At 70.9% G+C, this 24,372-nt stretch carries 21 protein-coding genes and 1 pseudogene; 11 read left to right on the plus strand and 11 right to left on the minus strand.

Annotation, left to right across the window (positions count from 1 at the left end):
• The first annotated feature begins 150 nt into the window (after positions 1 to 150).
• Positions 151 to 348 (plus strand): hypothetical protein, encoded by a 198-nt coding sequence (locus tag ACIRD3_RS37015; protein ID WP_402225595.1) that lies wholly within the window; start codon positions 151 to 153, stop codon positions 346 to 348.
• Positions 349 to 603: 255 nt separating this feature from the next.
• Here ACIRD3_RS37015 and ACIRD3_RS37020 read toward each other — a convergent pair whose 3' ends face one another.
• Positions 604 to 4,383, minus strand: a complete 3,780-nt coding sequence (locus ACIRD3_RS37020) for a helix-turn-helix domain-containing protein (RefSeq protein WP_402225598.1) — start codon at positions 4,381 to 4,383, stop codon at positions 604 to 606.
• Positions 4,384 to 4,529: 146 nt separating this feature from the next.
• Between ACIRD3_RS37020 and ACIRD3_RS37025 the strand changes: the two genes are divergently transcribed.
• Positions 4,530 to 4,997 carry an RICIN domain-containing protein gene (locus ACIRD3_RS37025; RefSeq protein WP_380498439.1) on the plus strand — a complete coding sequence of 156 codons (468 nt, stop codon included), beginning with the start codon at positions 4,530 to 4,532 and terminating at the stop codon, positions 4,995 to 4,997.
• Between the two features lie 475 nt (positions 4,998 to 5,472).
• Positions 5,473 to 5,595 carry a hypothetical protein gene (locus ACIRD3_RS37030; RefSeq protein ID WP_402225601.1) on the plus strand — a complete coding sequence of 41 codons (123 nt, stop codon included), beginning with the start codon at positions 5,473 to 5,475 and terminating at the stop codon, positions 5,593 to 5,595.
• A 425-nt stretch (positions 5,596 to 6,020) separates the two neighbouring features.
• Here ACIRD3_RS37030 and ACIRD3_RS37035 read toward each other — a convergent pair whose 3' ends face one another.
• The 4 genes from ACIRD3_RS37035 to ACIRD3_RS37050 all read right to left on the minus strand — a co-directional run bounded on the left by ACIRD3_RS37035 (position 6,021) and on the right by ACIRD3_RS37050 (position 10,466).
• Complete coding sequence (locus ACIRD3_RS37035; RefSeq protein WP_402225603.1) at positions 6,021 to 6,389, minus strand: peptidoglycan-binding protein; 369 nt, start codon at positions 6,387 to 6,389, stop codon at positions 6,021 to 6,023.
• Between the two features lie 529 nt (positions 6,390 to 6,918).
• Positions 6,919 to 7,743 (minus strand): helix-turn-helix domain-containing protein, encoded by an 825-nt coding sequence (locus tag ACIRD3_RS37040; protein WP_402225605.1) that lies wholly within the window; start codon positions 7,741 to 7,743, stop codon positions 6,919 to 6,921.
• A 9-nt stretch (positions 7,744 to 7,752) separates the two neighbouring features.
• The gene (locus tag ACIRD3_RS37045; RefSeq protein WP_402225608.1) at positions 7,753 to 7,998 is read right to left on the minus strand and encodes a hypothetical protein; all 246 of its coding nucleotides are present in this window, start codon (positions 7,996 to 7,998) and stop codon (positions 7,753 to 7,755) included.
• Positions 7,999 to 9,134: 1,136 nt separating this feature from the next.
• A complete protein-coding gene (locus ACIRD3_RS37050) occupies positions 9,135 to 10,466 on the minus strand; it encodes a hypothetical protein (RefSeq protein WP_402225610.1) in 1,332 nt (443 codons plus the stop codon).
• Between the two features lie 1,520 nt (positions 10,467 to 11,986).
• Here ACIRD3_RS37050 and ACIRD3_RS37055 point away from each other — a divergent pair.
• Entirely contained in the window at positions 11,987 to 12,268 is a 282-nt protein-coding gene (locus tag ACIRD3_RS37055; RefSeq protein WP_402225665.1) for a MerR family transcriptional regulator, read from the plus strand.
• Positions 12,269 to 12,468: 200 nt separating this feature from the next.
• Here ACIRD3_RS37055 and ACIRD3_RS37060 read toward each other — a convergent pair whose 3' ends face one another.
• From ACIRD3_RS37060 to ACIRD3_RS37080, 5 genes are all read right to left on the minus strand, one after another.
• The gene (locus tag ACIRD3_RS37060) at positions 12,469 to 13,278 is read right to left on the minus strand and encodes a transposase (protein ID WP_402225611.1); all 810 of its coding nucleotides are present in this window, start codon (positions 13,276 to 13,278) and stop codon (positions 12,469 to 12,471) included.
• 329 nt (positions 13,279 to 13,607) lie between these two features.
• The gene (locus tag ACIRD3_RS37065; RefSeq protein ID WP_402225613.1) at positions 13,608 to 14,441 is read right to left on the minus strand and encodes a class II glutamine amidotransferase; all 834 of its coding nucleotides are present in this window, start codon (positions 14,439 to 14,441) and stop codon (positions 13,608 to 13,610) included.
• A gap of 952 nt (positions 14,442 to 15,393) precedes the next feature.
• On the minus strand, positions 15,394 to 15,978 hold the full coding sequence (locus ACIRD3_RS37070; RefSeq protein WP_402225615.1) for a flavodoxin family protein: 585 nt from the start codon (positions 15,976 to 15,978) through the stop codon (positions 15,394 to 15,396).
• Between the two features lie 76 nt (positions 15,979 to 16,054).
• The gene (locus tag ACIRD3_RS37075; protein WP_402225617.1) at positions 16,055 to 16,393 is read right to left on the minus strand and encodes an ArsR/SmtB family transcription factor; all 339 of its coding nucleotides are present in this window, start codon (positions 16,391 to 16,393) and stop codon (positions 16,055 to 16,057) included.
• A 251-nt stretch (positions 16,394 to 16,644) separates the two neighbouring features.
• Positions 16,645 to 16,866 (minus strand): hypothetical protein, encoded by a 222-nt coding sequence (locus ACIRD3_RS37080; protein WP_402225619.1) that lies wholly within the window; start codon positions 16,864 to 16,866, stop codon positions 16,645 to 16,647.
• Between the two features lie 354 nt (positions 16,867 to 17,220).
• Here ACIRD3_RS37080 and ACIRD3_RS37085 point away from each other — a divergent pair, with 354 nt between their 5' ends.
• The 7 genes and pseudogenes from ACIRD3_RS37085 (at position 17,221) to ACIRD3_RS37115 (ending at position 23,586) form a co-directional block, all read left to right on the plus strand.
• Positions 17,221 to 18,576: a hypothetical protein gene (locus ACIRD3_RS37085; RefSeq protein ID WP_402225621.1), complete on the plus strand. Its 1,356-nt coding sequence runs from the start codon at positions 17,221 to 17,223 to the stop codon at positions 18,574 to 18,576.
• Between the two features lie 208 nt (positions 18,577 to 18,784).
• Positions 18,785 to 18,910 (plus strand): hypothetical protein, encoded by a 126-nt coding sequence (locus ACIRD3_RS37090; protein ID WP_402225623.1) that lies wholly within the window; start codon positions 18,785 to 18,787, stop codon positions 18,908 to 18,910.
• A gap of 126 nt (positions 18,911 to 19,036) precedes the next feature.
• The gene (locus tag ACIRD3_RS37095; protein WP_402225626.1) at positions 19,037 to 19,780 is read left to right on the plus strand and encodes a hypothetical protein; all 744 of its coding nucleotides are present in this window, start codon (positions 19,037 to 19,039) and stop codon (positions 19,778 to 19,780) included.
• Positions 19,781 to 20,413: 633 nt separating this feature from the next.
• Positions 20,414 to 21,203 (plus strand): annotated as a pseudogene (locus ACIRD3_RS37100) (transposase).
• Entirely contained in the window at positions 21,194 to 22,162 is a 969-nt protein-coding gene (locus ACIRD3_RS37105) for an NAD-dependent epimerase/dehydratase family protein (RefSeq protein ID WP_402225628.1), read from the plus strand. The pseudogene ACIRD3_RS37100 and the gene ACIRD3_RS37105 overlap by 10 nt, the downstream one beginning before the upstream one ends.
• A gap of 47 nt (positions 22,163 to 22,209) precedes the next feature.
• Positions 22,210 to 22,842: a hypothetical protein gene (locus tag ACIRD3_RS37110; protein ID WP_402225631.1), complete on the plus strand. Its 633-nt coding sequence runs from the start codon at positions 22,210 to 22,212 to the stop codon at positions 22,840 to 22,842.
• A gap of 564 nt (positions 22,843 to 23,406) precedes the next feature.
• Entirely contained in the window at positions 23,407 to 23,586 is a 180-nt protein-coding gene (locus tag ACIRD3_RS37115; protein WP_402225633.1) for a hypothetical protein, read from the plus strand.
• 448 nt (positions 23,587 to 24,034) lie between these two features.
• Here the strand turns inward: ACIRD3_RS37115 and ACIRD3_RS37120 are convergent, their stop codons facing one another.
• Positions 24,035 to 24,271 (minus strand): hypothetical protein, encoded by a 237-nt coding sequence (locus ACIRD3_RS37120; RefSeq protein ID WP_402225635.1) that lies wholly within the window; start codon positions 24,269 to 24,271, stop codon positions 24,035 to 24,037.
• Positions 24,272 to 24,372 lie beyond the last annotated feature (101 nt).

Raw genomic sequence — 24,372 nt, forward strand, 5'->3', positions numbered from 1 at the left:
ACCGCAAGCCGCTCCCGGGACCTGGCCGGCGACGGTCCGACCCGCGGCGCGTCGGCGGCGTCGGCGGCGTCGGCGCCGCCGGTCGGTCGGGGGGAACCAGGACCCGGCGCCCGCGCGTCGACTCCACGGGACGTACGAAGGGGGCCCTGGATGAGCGCCTACAGCATCATCGGCACGGTCGGGATCGTGATCGTCGTCCTGTGCGCGGCCGGGGTCGTGGCCGTGTGCCTGTCCTGGCCGCCCTGTCGCCGGTGCGGGTACAAGCTCTGCGAATGCCCCCGTCGCTTCTTCTCCGACACCGGGAAGCGCGAACGGACCGGGTTCTACGACCCGCACGACCCTTTCTGACGCGCATGCAGGTGTCCTCGCCCTGCTGCGCCGCGCGCCGGGGGAGCACCTCACCCACGGGGAGGGCGTGGGGCCGCCCGGCCCGGGCGCATCGCGCCGGGTCGCCCCACCGCACCGCGAAGGCCGGCGCGCCGAACCGCACCTGCGGAGCGCGACGCGCGGCTCGACGTCCGGCCCGCCGCCGCGGCGTCAGTGGAGGCGAGGGGTGGCCAGGAGATCGGTGGACCGGTCCACCGGGCTGGGCGGCGACGGATGTCACGTGGCGGGGCAGGGCGGGGTGAAGTCGACCGCGGGCAGATACCGTGCCCATTCGGCTCTGGTGATCCGAGGGTAGGCGCTGTCGCAGATACGTGCGGCGACCTTCTCCAGGCCGGTGTCCCACAGCCGGATCGTGAAGTCGTTGCCGCCGGTGGCCAGGGTGTTGCCGTCCGGACCGAACGCCACTGCCGGTACCGGGGCCGAAGGGCCGGTGAGGACGGCAGGAGCGGCCGCACCGCTCACGTCCCACAACAGGACTCTGCCGTCTGCGGCGCCGGCTGCCAGCCGGCGGCCGTCCGCGGAGAAGGCCAGCGCATAGAGAACGGAGCCGGCCGCGGGTAGCTGCGTCACCTTCGCCGGGCGGCCGATGTCGCTGATGTCGATCAGCCAGACGGTCTTGTCCGTCCCGTGGACGGCGGCCAGACTCCGGTTGTCGGGGCTGAACACGCCGTCGGTCAGCGGCTCGGATCGCAACGGGGACGGCAGTTCCCGGGGGCTGCGCGGATCGTTGATGTCCCAGAACCGCAGCGAGCCGGGCTCGCCCGTGCTCGTCACCAGCGTGCGGCCGTCCGGGCGGAACGACGCCATCGTGACGTCCGGGCCGTCCTCGACGATCCGGCTCAGCTGCCGAGGACGGCCGGGATCGGTCAGGTCCCACAGTCCGGCCGCATGTTGTGCCCACACGGCCAGCAGGTGGCCGACCGGGTCGAAGCCGGCCCCTGCGACTTCGCCGGCGTCGGGGGTGAGGACCGATGTGACCCGCGGTGCCCGTGGATCGGTCACGTCCCAGATGCGGACGGTGGTGTCCTCGCTGGCGGTGACGAGGGTGCGCCCGTCCGGGCTGAACGCCACGGACCGGACGAACCTGGTGTGGCCGCGCAGGACGGCCAGCGGCCACAGGGCCCGGCCGTCGGTGACCTGCCACAGTCGTGCGGTGCCGTCCCAGCCGGCGCTGGCGAGCAGGTGGCCGCCAGGGGCGAAGGCCACGGACGTGACCACGTCGTCGTGGGTCGCGAGTGACAGGTCCCGTAGGTCCAGCAGCCGGTCGGAGTCGGCGAGTGTGCGACTGTCCGGGCTGAACGCGGCCTGGTAGGCCCCGCCGGGAATCGCGCTGACGCGCATCGGGTGAGCCGGATCGCTGACATCCCACAAGAGAGTGGACCCGCCGACCGAGACGAGTGTCCGGCCGTCAGGGGCGAACGCCACCGACCAGACGATCGTGGGATGGCCGATCAGGACGGTCGGCGGCTGCGTCCGCGGGCTGCTGCCGATGTCCCAGATACGTGCGGTGTGATCCCAGCTGCTGGTCGCCACGGTGCGGCCGTCCGGACTGAATGCGACCGAGGCCACCGTGTCGGTGTGGCCGCGCAGCACGTCGAGGTCGCGCGGGTTCGCCGGGTCGGTGACGTCCCACAGTCTGGCGGTGGTGTCGCCGGTGGTCGCCAGTGTGCGGCCGTCCGGTGTGAATGCCACCGAGGTGACCTGGTCGGTGTGGCCGGGGAGGGTGGCCAGTAGCCATGGCTGCCGGGGATCGTGCACGTTCCACAGTCGCGCCGTGCCGTCGGTGTGGCCGGTGGCGATGACGTCGCCGCCGGGCCGGAACGCCACCCACGTCGGCGCGGCCGGCTGATCCGGCAGGGTGCCCAGCTCGACGGGCGCTCGCCGGTTCGTCACGTCCCACAACCGCACCGATCGTTCGCTCGCCGCCGCGAGGACGTGGCCACCCTGCCCGAACGCGACCGACAGCAGCCGCCAGGGCTGGTCCAGGACCGCCAGCTGGACGGGGTGGTGGGCGTCCCCGACGTCCCACAGCCGGACCGTGCGGTCCCAGCTCGCGGTGGCGAGGACCGTGCTCTCCGGGGCGAAGGAGACCGAGACGACATCGGAGGTGTGGTTGATGAGCCGGCTCGTGTACGGCGCCGCGAACGTGCTCATCAGCTGATCGCGGACGTCGTCAGTGGCTGCCAGCCGGTACGCGGCCAGGTTCAGCTGCGCGGCGAGCGAGGGGTTCTGCTGTCGTACCCCGGCCGCGTCCGCGGCGGCCTTGCGTGCAATGGCCACGTTGCGCTGCCGGATGGCCGAGCTGCGCGAGCCGACGGCCAGCACGCCCGCGGTGGCGGCGATGACCACCAGCACGGTGAGAAGCGTGACCAACTGCCGAAGGCGGACCGTCCGCCGCCTGGTCGCCGCCGTTTCACCGGTCTGCGCGTCCCGGCTCGCGTCGAGGAAGCGCCGTTCCCTGGACGTCAGCCGACTGCCGTCCGCAGCGGCCAGGTCCAGTGCCGCAGCAAGGCGGGTACCCCGGTACAGGGCGTGCGGGTCGCGGTCGTGCGCCTCCCAGCTCGCGGTCGCGTCAGTGATCCGCCGGTGCAGGAGCAGTCGGTCCCGGTCTTCGGTCAGCCAGCCGCGCAGCCTCGGCCAGCACCGGATGATCGCCTCGTGAGTGATCTCGACGCAGTTCTGGTTCAGCGTCACCAGCCTTTGCCGGGCGAGGGATTCGAGCACAACGGCCATGTCGGGGGCCGGGTCGAGCTCGTCCCTGCTGATCCGGCGCCTGGTGTCCTCGGTGCCGTCGCCCAGCGCGGTCAGCCGCAGGAACAGCGATCTGGCGAGGCCCTGCTGCACCGGTGACAGCGCCCGGTAGGCGGCCTCCGCCGTCTGCGCGAGCGCGTGCTGGATTCCGCCGGCCGCCAGGTACCCGTCCAGCGTCAGGCGGTTGCCGCTGCGGCGGCGCCAGGTCTCGACCATCGCGTGTGAGACCAGTGGCAACGCACCCGGCTGGCCGGTCGCGTCCGCGACCACGGCCGCCAGCAGCGGGCCGGTCACCGTGCAGTCGGCGAGGTTGGCCGGCCGGATGATGGCCTCGCGCAGCTCTTGGCTGCTCATCGGGCCGACCGCGATCTGCGCGTCGCGCATCGCCCTCACCAGCCGGGGGTCCTGGACGCAGTGGCCGTAGAAGTCGGCGCGCACGCCGACGACCACCCGAGTCCGGCTGGTCGTCCCGGCGGTGGCCGCGATCAGCATGGTGATGAACGCGTCCCGTTCGTCCCGGTCTCGGCAGAGCGTGAAGACCTCCTCGAACTGGTCGACCACGATCAGCATGTCGATGTCCGGCGCACGGTCGATCATGGCCTGCCGGATCCGCAGGTGCAGCATCGCGGGATCGTCGCGCAGCTCGGTCATCAGCGGGCCGGGCGCCTCTCCCGTCGCCACGGCCAGCCGGATCGCGCATTCCTCCACGGGGTGGGGGCCTGGCGTGAAGAGCATCACCGGCCGCCCGGACGCCCGCGCGTGGGCGACGAGCCCCGCCCGCAGCAGCGAGGACTTCCCCGATCCGGACGGCCCGAAGACCGCCACGAAGCGGCGGTCACGCACCTTCGCCAGCACCTCGCCGGTCAGTCGCTCGCGGCCGAAGAAGCGGTCGGCGTCCTCCGGCTGGAACGCCGACAGACCGACGTACGGTGCGCCCCGCAGGTCGGCTTCGCCGGGCTCGCCGCAGGCAGCGCCGACGGCGAGCTCGGCGGCGACCGTGTGCCATCGGGATTCCCAGGCACGGCAGTCGCCCTGACACGCCGCAACGTACGCCAGCGTCACACCCAGGCTCGGAAAGGTGCGCCCGCCCGCGGCGTCCGACAGTGTCGTGGACGAGTAGTGCGCGCTTTGCGCCAGTGCCCGGTAGGTCGGCCGTCCCGCTTCCTCGCGCAGCCTCCGCAGGTCGGCCGCGAACCGCGTCAGGGGACCGGCGTCCGGGTCCAGCGGGCGTTCGGCGCGTGGCATGGCTGTCCTTTGCAGAGCCTTCCCGGAGCCGCGATGCACGGCGATTGTCCGGCAGTTGATGTCCGGCGTTCCCATCCCGGCACCGGACAACATTGGCGGCTAGACATGACCTAGCGCAACCGCGCAATGACTGTACGGAGGCACGCGTGAAAGCTGTGAAACGACTGATGCCGCTGCTGGTGGCCGTCGGGCTCGCGGTCGGCAGCACCTTGACGGGTTCGCCGGCGTCCGCCGCCGCGCCGCTGCTCAGGTCCAACATGAACGGGAAGTGCGCCGACATCTTCATGTTCCACCAGGAGAACGGCGCCTCCACCGTGACGTGGGACTGCACCGGCAACACCAACCAGCAGTGGAGCTGGGACGGTGAGCAGATCCGTTCGGGCATGAACGGAAAGTGCCTGGAGATCTACGCCTTCGTTCAGGGTGACCAGGGGTCGGTGAGCACGTGGGACTGCGACGGCGGCAGTAACCAGAGGTGGTACCGGAACGGCGGCGAGATCCGAAGCCGGATGAACGGAAAGTGCCTCGACATCCTGGGCGGCCGGCCCGAGAACGGACAGCTCCTGGTGAGCTGGAGCTGCAACGGCGCGCCGAGCCAGAGCTGGGACTTCTGAGCGCTGGTCCGGCCTGGCAAGCGAGGTGCCGGGCCGGACCGCACATCGCCCACTGTGGCCCACAGCCCAACCCGCTCCTCCACGACTTCATCAGGCCGTCGGTACGAACAGGAGGAACCACCATGCCCAGGAAGAAGTCGACCCTGGTCGGTACGGCCATCGCCGTTGTCGCCGCCTGACCGCCGGCACCTCGCCGCACACCGCCGGGGTGCCGTAGCAGCGACCGGGCGGTGTCAGGACCGCGGAGGTGACTCCAGCGCAACGGTCAGCCGGCCTTCCGCTAGTTGTCCTGGGAAGGGTGCGGCGGGCTCCGTGGGAGGCTCGGCAAGGGGACTGAGCACCTGGAGCTGATCTGGGGTGACCGCCGAGAAGAGTTCTCCGGGCGGATGGGTGCCTCCAGCGCCCTACTGCCTGCCGTCGTCCGCCAGCTGGCCCGGGCCGAGGCCGAGGTAGTAGGCGAGCGCCCCGGGAGCTGATGACGCTGCCCGGGTTCTACCAGGAGACGCGGCGGTGGCGCCTGGTGGAGATCCGGATGGGAGGCGGCTGGCGGCCGGCCGTGCTGACCGTCTGGTGCCGCCCGCCCGGCAGCACGGTGTAGGTGGTGCACGTGACCTGGGGCGCCGACGACGCCTCCTGGGGCTGGTGTGTGTTCGACGAGCGCACGGTCAGGCTTCCGCCCGAACCGGTGGACGACGCTCCGACGGGCTCGCCGTTCTTCGGCCGGTGGCGGGACACCAGGTTCATGGTGCCCGTGGTCGTCTGGACCGCCCGCCCACGCGATCACCGTCACCGCCCGCCGCCCCTGAACTCCCCCGCCCCGCGGAGCCGGTGCGTAGGAAGTCGTCGTCATGGAGCCGCTGCCCGAGCAGTAACGCCGTGGGCCCTGGTCGACCACACCCCGTGTGGACTGCCAGGGCCCTGCGGGCCACACCGGCGGTCGGCACCGGGGGACCGCGGACGGCTCACCCGCCCGGGACCCCTGCCCGGGCGATCAAAGTCGCCGGCATGTCCGGCCGGGGCTTCCTAGCCCCAGACGCCCTCGGTGGGAAGGTTCCAGTAGCAGTAGCCGTTGGTGCCCGCCTCGGAGTAGTTGAACTTGGGGTCGCCCCAGGCGTAGAGCGTACTGCCCGTGGCCGGTCCAACCACGCCGTCGACGTCGGTGTACCAGTTGGCGTCGTTGGCCTGCAGGTACCGGATCGCCTCCTCCGTCTGCGGGCCGAACAGACTGTCCTCGGCGATCTGCGCATGGTGGATGTCCATGGTGCTGAAGATGTAGTTGAGGCTGTGCTGCACGCACCACACGCCGGCCCTCGTGTTGGGATAGCCCTTGCCGATGTAGCTGACTCCGGTCTTGGCCTGGGCGCTGCCGCTCAGCATGCCGCTCACGAACAATGCCGCGGTGCCCGCAACGAGGCCGATCCTGGCGATCCTGCGCTTACGCATGATTTCTCCCCCTGAGGATGTTTCAGAACTCACCAGGGGTCGCTCCCCCAGGCGCGGCGCCAACTCTAGGAGCCACCACCTCACTCCGGGTGTACCAAGCCCACCATGAGCGTCCCGAGGTCCGTCTCACCACGATGACGTGGGATTTGGGACGTCTGCACTGCCCAGGTTGCGACGTCCCACTCCGGCGGACGAGCAGCGGGACGACCAGAGGCCGTCCATTTCCCCCGCCCGCCCGGCCGGGCCCGAACCCGGCGAGCGCGGCGGCCCGTACCCGGCGTCCCCAGAGGCGACAGCCTGAGCGCAGTACCTGGGGGTCGGCTCCCTGGGCCCGGACGACTCGAGCTGCGCCCGGGTGGTGCGGGCGGCTGTGCTGACCGTCGGGGGCCGGTCGTGGCGTGCAGGCTGGAGAGAGTCCATCTCTGTGTCGTGTGTGGTGCGGCCGACGAAGGCCGCACCACACAGGTCAACCTCCTCCTTACGGGGTCCGCTCGACCGGCCGCTGCGGGGGCCGGGCCTGCTGCGGCACGGCCGGCGGGCGCGAGCGCCAGCGGCGGACCGGGACCGGGGTGTCCACGGCCGTGGCCGGCTCCCGGACCAGGGGTTCGCCCGGGCCGCGGCCGTTGGACTCCTTCAGCCGGAGGATCTCCGCCTCGGCTTCGGCGAGCCGCTGCTCGACGGACGGCGGCGTACCGCCGTTGCGCTCGTAGGCGTCGACGCGCCGCAGCGCCTCGACCCACTCCGCCTCCTCCTCAGGCGCGACCCCGCAGGCCCGCACGAACTCGACGAGGATCCTCTCCGTGCAGTCCCGCTCGCCCGCGAGCACCCCGTGCACGGTGCTCTTCGGCAGCCGGCTGACCCCGTCGCGTACGGCCCGTGCCTGCAGCTCCCGCAGGGACGGGCTCCCGGCGTGCAGCCACAGCCGCTTCATCGCGAAGTGCAGCTCGCAGCGCTGCGTGATGTACCGCAGCGCCTGGCCCGACGTGGGCACGGTCACCGCGCCCGCCCTCCGCTTCCTGCGGCCGGGGCGGTTGGCATCCGCCCGCAGCCACAGCCGCTCCGCGGTGCGCACCGACCCGCCGCAGGCCCGGGTGTAGGCCTCGGTGACCGGCCAGGTGGGGACCGTGCGGCCCTCGTCCGCGCGGGAGAGGGTGGCGATGGAGACGGGCAGCGCGAGTTCGGTGGTCTTCTGCGCCATCTGGCTGTAGGTGAGGCCGGAGCGCTCGCGCAGCTTGCGAAGCCACTGCGCGAGCACCCCGATCTCCTTGTTCCGCTCAGCCAGGGCGCTGTTCAGGCGCCCCACCGCGCTCTCCTAGCGGGTCCGGCGGGTGGTGAGCGCCTCGACCAGGCGGCGGACCAGCTCGATGCCGAGCAGCCCGGCGGTGGCCAGGGTGGTGACGACGGCCTGCACCGCCATGCCCCGCGCGGTGAGCGCGGTGGTGAGGAGGAGGACGACGACCACGACGATCGCGGCCGAGACCGGCACCTGGGTGCCGGCCGTCGTCTGGACCTCCACGCACGCCGCGGACGCGACGGCGGTGTTGTTCTTGTTCCTCAAGACGGCCCCTCATTTCGTGAAGGCTGTTGCCACTCGACAGGGGGTCCACACGACGCCCGCCCGGCCTTCCAGAGCCGAGCGGGACGGACTCCCATGCCACAGCGTGCTGTGTCCCGTAGGGACAGTCCAGCCGCTCCAAGTCCGGTTTCTCGCTTTGTCCCACTGCAAGTTGAGACACCGTCAGCGAGAAGCAGCAGTTCACAGCGCCCAGCCCTCGGGCTACCTGAGTGCCCGCGGCGGCAACTTCGTCCGACCTTGCCGGGACAACGGCGCTTGCTTCAGCGCCTCCGAGACGCAATCCTCGGGATAACCAAGCGTGGCCGAAGCAGAAGGCCCCGCGCGACCGCGGGCGCACCCCCCAGCGGGCGCGCAAGGACAATGGGATTGGAGGACGGCATGCTCAAGAAGTCCTTAACGCAACCGGAGTTCCGCCAACAGTCTCCGCCGTTCCACCCGCGCGGCCGTCCCCTCGCCGCCGCCCGCACGACACGCGCATGCCCTGGTAGGCCCCGGCATGCCCCAACGCCGCAGCACGCGATAGTGCTCGCACCGCCATGCCAGCCCCGGCGGCATAGGCCTCTCCTGCGCCATGTCCGAATGCCCTCAGGGCACCCGTCCCGGACATAGAGCGCCCCCCTGCCCTCCTCCAGGGCCCCTCTACGCGGTCTCCCCGGCCGTTGCCACTCGACACAAATAGGGGACCGGCTTGCCTTGTTCCAGCAGGGCCGGCCAGGTGCGGCTCCGCCGCACCGAAACTTCCAACACCAGGACGTCCGGCCGACCGCCACGGCCCCACCGCCCACGCGGCCGGCCGGACATCCCGGCATCAGATCGTCAACACCCCCACTGCTCCCGGCGCTGTCGGCGTGGGGCGACGGGCTGCCTCGCCGCTCTGGCGTAGCAACGGATGCGCAGTGGCCTGCGCCCCCGCACGCTGAAAACGGTCCGGCCCGCTGCCCGAACCCCCGAGCGGGCACGGGCCGGCCACGGCTCCTCCCGCGACGACGGGTGTCGGCGACGGCACCACAGCCTGGACACTGAAGAACCCGGACACCGCCGGCTGCCGAACAACCACGACGAGGTCGCGGCGGCCGCCGGGATGCCGCCCGGGCGCACGCCTGCGGCAAACGCCCCTCTCAGGCGGCCGGCAGCGGGGCGCGCAGCAAGGCGAGTCCCTCCTCGACCCGGCCGTGTTTGATCATCCGTTCGGCCAGCGAGGACCGGCCCCAATCGCTCTGGGGCACCGACAGCAGGACGTCGATCGCTTCAGCTGAACGGCCGGTCAGGTCCAGGTGGTGGGTAACCAGGGATGCCCAGTACCAGGTGCCCTCCTGCACGTCCGGGTCCGCGAGCAGGAGGGCGAACGCCTCCTCCTCCCGGCCGTCCTCGCGCAGCATCCAGGACCGGTAGGAGTTGACCTTCTCCTCGGCGTCGCGGTCGCCCTGAGTGTCCGTCGCGAGTTCGTCCAGCAGGGCGAGCGCCTGCGCCACCCGCCCGTTGCGGGCGAGCAGGTCCAGGACGGAGAACAGCAGGTTGCCGCTGTCCCACGGTTCGAGTGCGGGGCGGGCCGCCGCGACCGCCTCGTCGATCCGCCCGGCCCGGCTCAGGATGGAGAACCGGGTGCTGGCCCTGGGTGTGCCGGACAGGGCTGCCGTGAGGTCGAGCGCCTCATCGACCCGACCGTCCCTGGCGAGTTCGGCGGCGAGGATCTGGATTGCGTGCTCCGCGTGGCCGCGCTCGGTGCCGTCTGCGGTGAAGGCCAACAGTTCCGCCTGGCGGCCCTGGCGGATGAGCAGCCGTGCGTACTCCTCGACCTCGCCGATGAGGACGTAGCCCGGCATCGCGTCGATGCGCGCGCGCAGCACCCGTGCCGCCTCGTCGCTCCGGCCTTGGCGGTCCAGTACCTGGCACAGGGCGAGTGCGTGCGTCGTCCCTCGGTCGAACCCGCACTGCGTGGCGGGTTCGACGAGGAGGGATTCGATCAGCTCGGCGATCTCGACGTCGTGGCCGTGGCCCTCGGTGACCTCGACCAGCGTCCGCACCATCCAGGCGTCCTCCAGGTATGGGCGCAGCGCGGTGAGCGCCTCGTCCGCCCGGCCGTGCCGCGCCGCCGTTTGCGCGTAGGCGACGCGGAGATTGCGCTCGCCATAGCCACCCGGGTGTTCGCGCAGGAGCGCCAGCGCCTCGTCGACCCGGCCTTGAGTCTCAAGGTGTCCGGCGGCGACCTCCACAGACCGCCACCGGCCGGCGGCCAGGTGAGGGGCGATCAGCTTTTCGGCGCCCGCCCAGTCGCCGCGGGCTTCCGCTTCCTCGGCCAGGGCCAGCGAGCAGGCCCACTCACCCTCCGACGCAGCCGCCTGGACCGGTCCAGGGTGCCCTTGTTCGAGCAGCAGGCGGGCGTGTGCGTAGGTAAGGCCCGATCCGCGAGGGCAGGGGGCGGATCGTTCCGGGTCCGTGGTGTTCTTCACGGCCGCACCGTACCCATCGTCACCGACAGCCCCGCCCTGCTTCCGCAGCACCACCAGGTCGGCCTCGGCCGCGTCTGCCACCCAGGCAGGTGGCTCCGGCCGACCTTCTGTGACCGCGCAGACGGCTATCGAGTTTGGGGAAGACCTGAACTGCGGCAGCGAGCGGGGAGCCGGCCGCCCGGGCGCTCGTTCGCCGACCGGTGGTCCGACGCCGAGGTAGGTCATGCCGAGCTGCCGTTGGACGGCACGCCGGCTGTGGCCCGCAGCCAGCAGGGCGTGCACCGCGGCGTGCCGGGCCCGGGTGCGGTCGGCGCACCGGGGACCCGTCGGCCAGGGCTGGTCCGCGTTCTCCTCCTGGCGTACGGGTTCGACGGGAACGGCCGGACTCGGAGCTGGAGCCACCGCGCGGAGGCACTGCCGCTGGCGGGCGACGGCCCGCTCGGCCGCCTCTGCATCGACTGCGGCGACGTTCCCGAAGAGGAGAGCACCTGGGAGTACGGCCCCAAGGGACAGGTGGAGTGGACCCGCCGCCCCGGCGGCCGCTGCTGGACCTGCCACCAGGGCCGCGAGGAGCGCCCGGAACGGGAGGCCGGAGAACAGTTGGAGGCCGCCCGCACAGCCAATGCCGCCCTGCGCGGTGCCACTCGCTGTCCCGGGCGCGCGGCGGCGGCTCGGGGGGTTGCCGCCGCGGCGCAGCGGAAGACTGTCTCTCTCCTCGCCATCGCAAAATCTATGTCCGCCGAAGTAGACATTGCCCGTGGGCGGGTCTAACGTTTCTCTCGTAGACAGCGGTCGGCGATACCGGACAGACACGAACTGGCCGGAGTTGTTGGACAGAGTTCGCGGTTCGGTCCGGCAGTGGAGTTCCGAAGCCAGGCAGGTGCAGGACGGCGACGGGACTGACTGCCGGGCCGGGCGGCCCGCAGGTATCAGGGGCCGCCACCAGCGGTACCGAGCAGTACATCAGTGAGTGCAGTACCGGCAGTCGCAAGACAGGCAAGACCTCGGCAAAGGCACCCAGACTGCGGGTGCGCGTGCCGATTGGTCCGGCAGCGGAGTTCCAGGCCGACGCAGGTGCAACAACGGCCGGCGGGACCGAGTCGGCGGACCGGGTGGGCCACCGCGGCCACCGACCAGCAGTATGCAGTTCAGCAGGTGTAGTACCAACAGTACGAAAGTGACAGTTCAGTACAGAGGATGAACGGAGGGCGCAAGCGCCATCGGGATCGCCCGGCCGGTGAACACTCGCCCGGGCGGACACCGCAGACCCCAACGCAAGGACGGTGGTTTCCGGTCACGCATACGCGATCCCCGCACATCCCCACCCGGGGGCAGTGCGGACGTAACAGGACCGGCCCAGGCCGGTAGATGGTGTTGTTCCCCCTTCGGGGCCCCGGAGCCGACACGGCCCCGGGGCCCCTCGACGCGTTCTCCCCGAGAACCAGAGAGGTGCAGTGACTACAACGGCCAGCCCCGACACCCCCGACAAGCTCGACGACGACGACTACCCCGCCTACACCATGGGCCGCGCCGCCGAGATGACCGGCACCACCCCCGGCTTCCTACGAGCCCTCGGCGAACACCGCCTCATCACTCCCCTACGCTCCGACGGCGGCCACCGCCGCTACTCCCGCTACCAACTGCGGATCGCCATGCGCGCCCGCGACCTCGTCAACCAGGGCACCCCCATCGAAGCCGCCTGCCGCATCGTCATCCTCGAAGACCAACTCGAGGAAGCCCTGCGCCTCAACGAGCAACTCCGCCGCTCCCAGCACAGCCAAGAACCGCCCGCGGATACCTGACCACCGACCGGCACCAGGCCCACACCGCTCCCGGCAGCCCCGCCGCGGCGGCCCCCGCCCCTCGGCAGAGCAGCCGCGCCACGCATCGGCGCTGCTGGCCTGCCCACCGGCCGGGGCCCCGCGGAACACCTCACCACTCCGGAGGAGGCCGCCGCGCGGTGCCGGCCGTTCACCGGCTTCGAGCAGGGGTCGCTGGAGGCCTACCAGTGGGCGGTGGGTACGCGTTTCCGCAGCCCTGGTGACGGCTGCCGCCAAGGCGGGCCCGTGCCGGGCACGTCTACTCGCGGGGTGCCAGGGCGCGGCCGTGGCGGTCCGCACGGAGAAGGACCGGGCTGCGGGATTTCCTGGGGCTGCTCCTGCCGAAGCGACGACAACCGCACCAACTCATGCCGTCCCGGCCAGGACGGCCCGGCGAGCTGGTGAACACCGGCACCGACAGCGGAGCCGCCGCAGCCGACCTCGCCGACGCCCTCGAAGCGTTCGCCGACCACGCCGTCGCCCCCGGTACCGCGGCCGGGGACGACGTCTGGGTGACCATCGGCACCCCCTGCGACATCGAACAGCGCACCCTGCGCCTCCCCGCCGGCGTCGTCGACTGGATCACCGAGCCGCTCCGCGTCCACGACGGTGTGCCTCTTGCGGCCGTTCACCTTCTTCCCGCCGTCGAACCCCCGGCTCGTGGCCGGCACCGACGCGGCCCCTTTCACCGATTGCGCGTCGACGATCCCGGCGGTCGGCTCCGGATCACGGCCCGCCGCCTCGCGGACCCGGTCGCGCAGCCGGTCGTGGAACTCGTCGGCCATGCCTTTGTCCCGCCAGCGCCGGAAGAAGGCGTAGACGCGGTCCCAGGCGGGGAAGTCCGCGGGCACCGCCCTCCAGGCAATGCCGCCCGCGACCAGGCAGCGCACCGCGTCGACCAGCTGCTGGTGGCAGTAGCCCTCCGGCTGTCCACCCCTTCCCACCAGCCAGGCGGGCCCGACGTCCCGGGTCCCCGCCCGCAGGCCGGCCACTGAAACATCCCGACCTCTCGCCCCACTTCTCCCTGGCGGGCGCCCTCGCCGCCTCGCCGCCATCGGCGGCACCGGCTTGTCCGGGCATCAGCAATCCCGAGCCGAGCAGGAAGCTCCATCGCGATGTGCGCCCTGACGAAGGATCACTCGGCCGGGTGGCCACCTTTCGACCGATGCTCACCGTGATCGGTACGACAACGGCTTCTTAAAGGTGAGTCGTGAGAGCACCTGTCGCTCAGCGGCGAGAGCACCCCCTGTCACGGGGGGGCGATGTCGCGAGGACGGCTGTCGGTGGGCTGGCCTCGGGGACCGGCCCTCGATCTTTCGCGTCAGACGGGAGGCCGCGGAGTGAAGGGAATCAGTTCCTCCCGGTCCTGGCCGACCACGGCGTAGGTGGCCTCCGGGACCTCGACCCAGGCACCGGGAAGGTCTCCGATCGGTTCGGATACCACCAGGCGCGTGCGGTCGGCCGCCTCACGCAGGACGGCCCGATCGGGGTACATCTCCCGGAGTTGGGGGACGCGCCGGTTGAAGTACAGCGATCGGCTCCGGCCCACACTCGAATACCGGAACGCCCACAGTGAATCGCCGTCGCTGGTCGCGATCGTTCCCTGGAAGGGGAACTGGTGTCCGTGTTCGCGGCCGCGTGCCTCGACGAACCCGATCATGCGTGCGACAGCGCCTGGAGGGTCGTCCTCAAGCCCGTAGGTGAGCGCCAGGTAGAACATCAGCTCGGTGTCGGTCGTGCCCTTGACGTTCAGCCAGAGCGCGGGGTCGATCTCGAAGGCGAGCTCTCGCTTGACGTCGTCGAGCCCGTCGATGAAGCCGTTGTGCATCCACAGCCACCGCCGGTATCGGAAAGGGTGGCAGTTGCTCTGCTGCACGGCGGATCCGATGGCCGCGCGGATGTGCGCGAAGAACAGCGGTGAGGTGGTGTGCGCCGCGACCTCGCGCAAGTTGGTGTCGTTCCATGCCGGCTCGGTGCTGTGGAACACCCCTGGTGTGTCGGTTCCGTCGTACCAGCCGATCCCGAAGCCGTCGCCGTTGGTGGTCTCGGCTCCCAGTCTGGAATGCAGGCTCTGATCGATGATCGAGTGGACCGGGGTGTAGAGCACATCCGTCAGCCGGATGGGATTGCCCCAGTAGGCGAGCCATCGGCACATGGTCGGCCTCCTCGTGGACGGAGCGGCCTGGCAGGCCCGTTCGACGCGATGACACCGGCGGGCGCCGGCCGCTGCAGAAATTATCGATCACCCTCGATGGCGACGCAGGACGGAAGGCTGGGGCACCAGGCGCTGTTCCGGCCCGTGCCGGGTGGGCGGGTGAGGGCGGGCGACCCCCGGGTGCCGGTGTCCTGAGTCGGAGATTCGCCGGCAGTGGGCGGCGACTTTGCCGAGGATTTCGCCGGCGGCTTCGGTCCAGGCGGACCCTCTGGGAGCCAGATCCTGGACACCGTGCTCGGGGCCGGCCTGCTACGCGCCCGTGTACGGCGGCGACGCCGATCGTGCCCGCAAGTACCACCGCGTCCTGCCGGCCGTGGCAACGACCCTGCCGCCGCTGCGGCGCAGGCTGACCACTCTGGTGCCGGTTCGCCCCGGGACAGCCGGCGCGCCCGGACCGGTGCGCTCGACAGACAGCAGGGCGACGAGCCTCACCAGGCCGATGTCGTTGAACCGGTCGGTCGGTCGGTCGGTCGGTCCGTCCCGGCCGGGACGGACCGCGTTCCGGCGCGGGTCTGCGAACCCGAACGGCTCGACCACCGCGCTGCGGTCCGATGTCCTCGGCGCGCTCGGGGTGCTCAGGTCGCCACTGCCGACCGGCTCCAGCGCCTGCTGCGCCCCGGGGCGGCGTCGAACAAGGCGGGTCCAGCCGCCAGGTCTTGTGTCGGTGCTTGGTGTCGCCGTCGGATGCGACCAAGCCGTGCAGCGCGAGATCGCGCAGCGCCTGCCGGAGGAGAGCGCATGCGGTTCGCGATGACCTAAATGGCAGCGGATGACACAGACAGTCACGATGAGGGCGGGCGCCCCAGCGAACTGGCGACAGTTCAATACGCGAGCTCACCGGTACCGAGGCGAGCTCCTGCTCGGCCTTGGCGGGCGTCCGGCGATCGGACCGTCAGGCGGATGGCGCTGGGTCCTTGGGCGGGCTGAAGAAGCGGTCGGCTTCTTCGATGCCCCGGGCGTCGTTCAGGACGTCGCCGGGGCGATCGCCGTTGCCGAGCAGCAGGCCGCCGAAGTGCATGTTCAGGTAGTCGGCTGCGCTTTCGAGGAGATCGGCCATCGGTTTCGCGTCGTCGTGGCCGGGGCCGTTGAGCACCGCGACGCCCCAGAGTGTCTTGCCGCGCATCCGGGAGCGGAGTTTAAGCCCCGGCAGGCGTACCCAGTTCACTACGTGGTCGAGGTACAGCTTGCCGGGGGCGGCCAGGCCTCCCCAGTACACCGGGGAGACGATGACCAGGTCGGTGCAGAGCAGGGTGGCGTCGATCAGGGTGCGTTCGTGGCCGGTCGGGACGTGTGCCGCAGCGCTGTCGTCGTGCCGCCGGTCCTGGAACGGCGGCAGCGCCAGGTCGTTGAGATCGAGCCAGCGTTGGACGGTACCGGTCGGGAGTCCGGCCGCGGCGCGGCGGCTCAGTGCCTCGGTGTTGCCGCCGGGGCGACCACCGGCCCGCAGGAAGGTGAAGTGCCGTTCCGAGGTGTCCACTGCCACAGGATGCTCCGATCGCCCGCTCATATTACGGCGATCATCGTACTACGATGATCGCCGTAATATTCCGGGGTCAGTGTCCACCCCGCTCGCGGTCGGCGGCCAGCAGAACGCTGTCGAGCAGGCCGGGGAACCGGGATTCCAGCTCGTCGCGGCGCAGCTGGTTGAGGATCGAGGTGCCCTGGTAGCGCTGTCGGATGAGGCCCGACTCCCGCAGCACCCGGAAGTGGTGCGTGTAGGTGGACCTGCTGACGGGGAGATCCAACTCTCCGCAGGCCACGGCCGCTGGTGCTGCCGCCGCGAGATCACGGACGACCGAGAGCCGGTGCGGGTCCGAGAGGGCGTGCAGGACCTCGGCCAGCGAGATCGCCGTGACCTCCGGGTGGTCGAGCTGACGGGCGGCGGCTGCCATCGGGTGCTCCCTGTGCGGCGACTAGTACGGCGGGAATCGTAATTCAACGCGGCTGACCCGGCGTCTTTGTGCGCCGCTGGCGAGGCCGCCTGGGGATTCATCGGGTGTGGTGGTGCGGACCGGCGGTGGCTCGGCCCGCCGTTGTGTGCGCCCCGGGCTGCGGTGCGGAGCCCTTCGGGCGTCGTGCGGGGATCAGCGGTGGGTCTGTGGCGGATGTTCGACGGGCTGGCCTGGCGGGCCGGGTTTCGTTCTCACGGCGTCGGACCGGTCTCTGGTCCTGCGGCGGCGCGGGTGTAGCGGGCGGCGAGGTCTGCGAAGGCGGTGGCCGGTTGGGGTGGGCCGATGACGTCGATGTCGGTGTCGAAGCGGCTGATGGCGGCGGCGAGTCCGGTCCATGACCAGGAGCCGAGCGCGCCGGCCTCCACACGCTCACCGACGACGACCACCAAGCCGTCCGCTACCTCACCCGCCACCTCGGCCCTGCGACGCTGCGCCAGGTCATGAACTGGCTTGAGCGCGCCCGCACCGCGGCCTTCGCGCTGCGCGGTCCCGGGCAGGCCCGGCCTGCCCGCCCCGTGGTGCGGCGAAGCCGGTCCTGACAGGCTGCGGTGTCTGGCGCGGTGCGGGACTGGCGCCAGCGGACGTCCTCGTTGCGGCCGACGTCGGCTGCCCACCCGGGCAGCGGCCGCTCCTGCGCGGCCGCGGTGAGGTCACGGCCGAGCGCGGCAGCGGCCGGCTGGAATGCGCACAGCGGTGATGAGGCGGTGTCTCCGCGTGCGAGACGGGTAGGGGACGGGGGCGGGTGCCGCAGCGGGGAGGTGTCGGTGATGTCCGGACAGCACAGGGCGGTGGCGAAATACACCTGGCGCGGCCCGAGTTCGGCGGTGCCGGAGTGTCTCGTGTACTGGGTCGAGGGCGAGCTGATGCCCGACGGCGCCCGCAGCCGGGAGCCCTGGCGGTCCTTCGGTGACTACACGGCCGACAGCGTCCAGGTGAGGGTGACGCCCGGGGAGGTGGACATCTGGCGTGACGCCGCCGTCGCCTACATCGCGGAGACGGAGGCTGCGGCCGACGAGCTGTGGCAGGCCATGGCCCGGTGGGCGCCTCGACGGGGGCTGACGCGGTCCCTGCCCGGGGCCGTCGCGCGACGGGCGCGCCGTAGGCGCAGCGCCGAGGAGGCGTACGCGGACCGGATGGCGGCTGCCGCCGCGGCCTACCGGCCGGTGCTGGAGCAGATCGAAGCGCGGACAGCCATCGTGCGGGAGGAGGAGCGCGTTGCCCGGGAACGGGCTGCGGCCCGCGAGAAGGCCGACCGGGCCGTCCGGTACGCCGTGTTCCAGGAGTGGAGCAAGCGACAGGCCGCCGCGGTGCAGGCCGCCGATCTGCGGCTCTTGGCCTGGGAGTTCGATGTGGACGTCCTCCGCGTGATGGTGCACGATGTCGCCAGTCATACACAATCTCCGCTCACTGCACGTGAGTTGGCGAAGGTCTTGGTTGTCCTCCATGGTCGCGGGTGCAGCCGGGTGGCCTGGCAGCCGGCGGCCCGCCGCCGCGTGGAGGAGACGGCGGGCGCCGGAACCTTCCCGACCTGGTGGCGGAATCTGCTGTGCGCAACGGTGAACGCCCGGGCGCGGCACGCCGCGGAGCAGGAGATCGTCACCACGGCCGAGCGCGTCGGAGCGGCCCTTCTCGCGGCCGGGAATCCCGGCAGGGAGACCTACAACGCGGGCTCCTCGGAGTTCGTGACCGGGTGGCCGGTGGTCCTCACCTGGCCGGAGGACCTCCCGGCACCGGCCGTCACCCCTCCACCGCTCCCGTGGGCGAACCCGGCGGATCGTTGGCGGCTCCGGTCGTACGACGGCCGGCCATCCGACCACAGAACCCTGACGCTCACAGTGGGCGGGTGGCCGCCCGATTCGGTGCGTTTCGCCGAACTCGGAACCGAGATCGTCTACCAAAGCTTCACCCGGCAACGGTGGCGTACCGTCACACCCGCGTTGTTCGCCCGCATCCTGCTGGATGACGAGATGACCCATCGCGGCCCCGGGTATCCGAAGGAGTTCACCCTCCGCATCGCCGAACACGCCGACCCCCGCCAGTTCGTACCGTTCGTAACGGCACTCGCCGGGACGGTGACCACCGCACTACTGGACGGCGCGTGTCTTAACGACGTCCCGTTATGACGTGAGGTACCGGTACCCCGGGTGACCGTCGCACGCTGGACTGTCAGCCATTGAGGTCCGGTCCACTCCATCCCGCGGCTTACGGGTCGTCGGCGCCGAGGGGTGGTGAAGTGTCGCCTGGTCCGAGTTCGACAGCGGTCGGCAAGACGTCGCCCAGCAGCACTTCATCCAGGCACTGCGCCTGTCCAAGGCCGGCGCCAACGTCGAGATGGGCGCCTACGTTCTCAGCACCATGGCGCTCCAGAGCATGCTGCAGGGCCACCCCGACGACGCCGCCGACATGGCGTTGAGCGCCTACGAGAGGGCCAAGGGCCACGCCGTACAGACCCCTTGACGGGTTCCTGACGCTCAGCTTCTCGAGGACTGCCATGCTGATCTGATGAGACGTCAAGACGATTTGTCTGCTGCTGGTGGAGTGGTGCAAATATGCCGCAACAACAGGTCGGGTAACATCCCCTTTGTGTGGATCGACGACGTTCGCGTCGGTCAGCTACCCCCTCAAGGGGAAGTCGCGTTCGCTGTGCAGCCGGGCCGCCATCGCGTGCAAGTACGCTGGCTGCTCAGCTCGAGCACAAATGTGAAGAACAGTCAGAAGTTTGACATCCAGGTAGCCCTGGGTGAGGTCGTCCGATTCGAGTGCGACATCCCCAACAGCTTATGGAGAACAACGCCGATCATGCTGCGCCGCATCGGCAGCGGTTCAATGCCCGAGCCTTCTGGCCCTGAGGCTGCGAATGCCCAGGTCCTGGGGCTCACGCGGACGATGCGCACCGAGGAACAGCTCGGCGAAGACGTGCGGCTGATCGACAACCGCACCAGCCCGGCCCCTGTCACACGCAGCCTGAAAGCCACTCGCGAGTGGACCCGCGCTCTGACTTTGGGTGAGAGTCGCAGCCAAACCACGGGCGGCCAGGCGGCTGCGCACCTTCTATGGCTTTCGGTGAAGGGGAGCATCGAAGCCGAACTGCAGAGCACGCTCTCGATCGCAATCGGCAGTACGCACCTGTTCGAAGAAGAGATCAGCGTCACGGTCCCCGAACGCACTGCGTTGCAGATCGTGTTGGGGTGGAAGCGTATCTGGCAGGACGGTGAAGCCCGCGTGGCACTTCCAGACAGATCAGTGCACGTCGTGCCATATAGGCTCGTGGTGAGCGTGACCTTCGACCAGAGAATCGAGGACGTCACCACCTTCATGGACAGCTAAGGGCTGTCCCGCAACTGTCCTCGCGGGCCCGAAAGCCTGTGTGCAGAGGTCGAAACTGGGTGCGGCATGGCAGCCGCACCTGGCATCATGGCTCCCATGATCATGTGTCGAAAGGCCGATGCCGCGTAGACGGCCACGCGCGCTGCGCGCTGAACGACCGGTCTCCCGTATCTGGGGGCCAGTCCCGCCATTCCGGATTCACGGGCTCTCCACTGGGGCGAGCCTGGCCGTGCACCGGGTCGAGTACCTGAACCCCAGCTTCTACATCTACCCGGGCGGCACCGACCGGGCACTGCGGCGCTACCGCCGGTTCTTGCACCCACCGGGCAGACGCCCGCTGTACCCGCAGGAGTCGCATTGCTCGTGCCCCGGGTGCTCCTTCGACGACGTCAGGCACGCACGCGACGTGCTGGAGGAAGCCCTGGACAGACTGCCGGAACGACCTCGCGCCGAGCTCGGCCGGCTTCTGATGCCTCTGGATGCGGTCTTTATGCGCCGCACTCTGCCTGACCCGTTCGCGCACCGACGTCAGTGGCGCACGCAGTTCTGGTGGTACCGCCGCCTGGCCGACAGGTCGGAGCGGGGATGACGGAACCTGCGGTCGACCCGCGCCGAGGTGGGATGATCACGGCCATGGCTGCTGTGATCACGGCGTCGGAGCCGTCCTGGATAGCCCCCTTCACCGGGCTGAGCCCGCGGGACTTCCGCAAGCTGATCACGATGCTGGGGCGAGAGGGCGCCGATTCCACGCGCCCGGGCCGGCCGTGGAGCCTCCCGCTGGAGGACCGGGTCCTGCTCGTCGCGGCCTACTGGCGCACCCAACCTGACGCTGCGGCAGCTCGCGCCGCTGTTCGGGGTGGCCAAGTCAGCGGCCGACCGGATCATCGACCACGTCGGCCCGCTGCTGGCACTCAAGCCCCGGCGGCGGTTCCGCCCGGGCACCGTGCTGATCGTCGACGGCACCCTGGTGCCCACCCGTGACCACACCGTCGCCGAGCAGTCCAAGAACTACCGGTACTCCACCAACCACCAGGTCGTCATCGACGCCCACATCCGCTTGGTCGTCGCGATCGGCAGACCCCTGCCCGGCAACCGCAACGACTGCAAGGCCTGGGAGGAGTCAGGAGCCGCAGCCGCCGTCGGCAAGACCACCACGATCGCCGACGGCGGCTACCCCGGAACCCGGCTCGTCATCCCACACCGCAAACCTCGCGGCGGCGATCTGACCGAGTGGCAGGCGGAGCACAACCGCGAGCACAAGCAGGCCCGTGCCCGCGTCGAGCACGTCTTCGCGCGGATGACCGTCCGATTCACCCCGGGGACCCCGCGGTCCGAGCTGGAGGCCCTGCGCGAGCGGATCGCCGCCCTGCCCGGGATCCACGACGTGAAGCTGTGCAATTCGTCAGCAGACGAATGCAACTGACCCATTCGACACCTCAACGAAAGCGAGAGAGAACCATGAAGGTACTGCTGGCGGGGGCGAGCGGTTTGTTGGGCGGGAAGATCACCCGGGAGCTCCGCGCGGCCGGCCACCAGGTCACGGGGCTGGGGCGCGGCGCGGGCAACACCGTCCGTGCGGACCTGCTGGACCGCACAGCCGTGCTGCGCGCGGTCGACGGACTCTCCTTCGACGTGGTCGTGCACGCCGCCACCGCATTGCAGGGCCGCACGATGATGCGCCATCAGGACATGGCCGCCACCAACCTCCTTCGCAGCGAAGGCACACCGAACCTGATCGCCGCGGCCCGGGAAACCGGTGCCCGCCGGATCGTCGTCGAGTCGATGATGTTCGGTTACGGCTACGGCGACCACGGCGACCGGCCGCTCACCGAAGACCGCGACGCCTTCGCCCCGGCTCAACCCAACGCATGGCTGGAACGCCATGTCGGCGCGATGCGCACCAAGGAGGAGCTCGCCTTCACCGCCGACGGCATCGAAGCCGTCAGCCTGCGCTTCGGCATGTTCTACGGCGCGGGCGTCACCGAGACCACGGTGCTGCCGATGCTGCGCAAGCGGGCCCTGCCCGTCGTCGCTGACCAGGGTCGCGCGCTGTCCTGGGTGGATGCCGATGACGCGGCCCGGGCCGTCACCGCCGCGATCGAGGGCGGCCGGGCCGGCGAGGCGTACAACATCGCCGACGACACCCCGCTCGGCTTCAGCGCCCACATCCGCGCGGTGGCCGACGCGTTCGGCACGCCGACGCCCCGAACCGTCCCTCTGTGGCTGCTCCGGCCCGCACCACTCGCGCACACCATCATGTCGACCAACCTACGCCTGGCCAACGACAAGGCCAGGTCGGAACTCGGCTGGGCCCCCACCCACGCCAGCAGCGTGGACGGACTCAACGCCCTCGCCGCGGCAGCCGCACCACAGGCAGCCTGACCCGCCGTCAGCGGGCCATCGGAGCATCACAGGGAGAAGGAACGGGAATGGCCGCACCGACGAAGCCGAAGCTCGCCGCCCAACGGGCGCGGGCCGGGACACCGGCCACGCCGGGCGGGCTCGCGCTGCTGCTTCTGGCCGTCCTGCTCCTGCTCGGTCTGGGCGGGTACGGGGTGGCCGCACAACTCGGCGACCTCCCGTATACCACCAGACAGGCCGGAACTCCGGGCCAGTACACGGTGAGCCACTGCGACCACGTCCGGCCGACCAGCACCAGTAAGCCCAGGCTGCTCTGCACGGGAGTGTTCCGATCCGACGACGGCCTGACGGTGGACCCGTCGATCACCATCGACTTCCAAGAGCCCGACGGCACCCGGCTTCCCATGCAGTACGACTCCGACGGGCACGGCCACCAGGTCGGCACGGCCGCTGCCACCGCCGACCTGGCCGCCCTGGGGGCGTTCGTGCTCCCGCTGCTCCTCGCCGTGTGGGCCGGGCGGGCCCTGCTCCGCGCGGCCGACCGCGCGCGGGACGCCGGCATCCGATCGGCCTTCGGGGACACCATGCCGGACACCATGCCGGACACCCTTGGCAAGGGGATCGCGGTGGCCGCAGCCGGGCTCTTCGGCATCTCGGTCGTGGTCTACCTGGTGGCCCGGATCCTCGCCCCCGTGCAGTAGCAGGGCCGGCAGTCCGAACAGGGCCAGGAGCCGCCCGGCGGTGGCTTGTCACAGGGGTGGATCCACGCCGTCATGGCGACCGACCTGCGCCTGTCCACTGCCAGGACGCGGGCGGAACTTGGCCGGCGGACACCGGCTGCGGAGGAAGTACCTGCCGACATCCGGAGGAGCGCGCGAAGGCGTGGCGCGCTGCCGACGCGACGCCTTGTATCCCCACCGCCGACACCCGCCGGCCAATCCGCTCCCCGCAAGAGAAGAGGAAGCTGTGAGCTCCTTTCGAGTGTGGCCGGCCGTCGTGTCCGGCCTACTGCTGGCCCGCTGCGCAGGCCTCACTTACTCCTGGATCGCGAACGACGCCGGCCATACCTGCGCAGACACCGACCTCCAGACCATCAGGACACAGGACGGTGTGGCACCCCCGCCGGACGCCACGGTCCTCTCCTGCGGTGAGGACGAGGACGACGGTCGTCGCGCCTACTACCTGACCTTCTCGCTTCCTGCCGACAGACTTCCGGCATTCCTGTCCGACAGGGCATACGGCAGGGCCGAGGCAGGAACCTGGGCGTGCAGCAGGAGATCGCGGCACACCTCGAATGGGACATCGCCAAACTGTCGCTATTCACCGCAGGCGTCGAAGGCTACCGCGGCGAGCACAACCGTGAGCAGGGCCGCACCTACGAGATGACGGTGGACCAACGGAACCCCACGACCTTCACCGTGTACTACTACTCGCTGCTCTCCTGACACCGCTCCAGCCCCGGAGATGGTGTTCGGCCGCCTGGCGACCGGGCCCGGCCAGGCGTGTGGGGCCCTGGCGCTCACTCTCTAGGCGGCGCGGCCGGTACGCCTGGCCAGGTTCCCGGTCGCGGACACCGAGCTCTCGAGTGCGGCTAGCTAGACCTGCTCGCTGACAAGAACGAGCCTGTGGACGCCCCACTGCTTTTCCTGCTCTGCTCAACTAAGACGGGCACCGGAATGGCATGTTCGCGGCCGAAAACCCGCAGGTCAAACCCCTGGCCACCGTCGATCGGCAGGGCTAGTGTCTGCGCCACGGCGGTCCCACCAGCACCCCAGGGCCCGCCGAGCGCAGCAGCGCCGCGGCTCGGCGCTGCCGGCCTCCCACCGGCCGGGCCCCGCGGAACGCCCCCGTCGTTCCCCGCAGGCCCGGCCGTGCCGCGCTCGCGGCCGCAGATCAGGCCGCCGCCGGCTGCGGCGCGGCGGTGTCCGGGCGTCCGGCCTGCTTGAGCTCCATCTCGGCCTGGTGCCGGTTGTCGACGCCGGCCCAGTGCGGGTGGGAGTACAGCTCGGCGCTCACCGCGGCGAAGGCGGCCTGTTTCTCCTCGGTCGGATCGGCGGCCCAGTCGGCCTCGGCGGCGTACCAGTGGCGCTGGAGTTCGAGCAGGTCCGCGGGGAGATCGGTGTCGGACACCGGCTAATGGTAGGTCGCACACCCGTGCGGCCGACGGAGCGGCATCCTAGGCCGGGACCGGCCGTCTCGCCCTGGAAAGCGCGGTCGGTTGACGGCAGTCG

It is taken from the genome of Kitasatospora sp. NPDC093550, assembly GCF_044764985.1.
In the GTDB taxonomy this organism is placed as follows: domain Bacteria; phylum Actinomycetota; class Actinomycetes; order Streptomycetales; family Streptomycetaceae; genus Kitasatospora.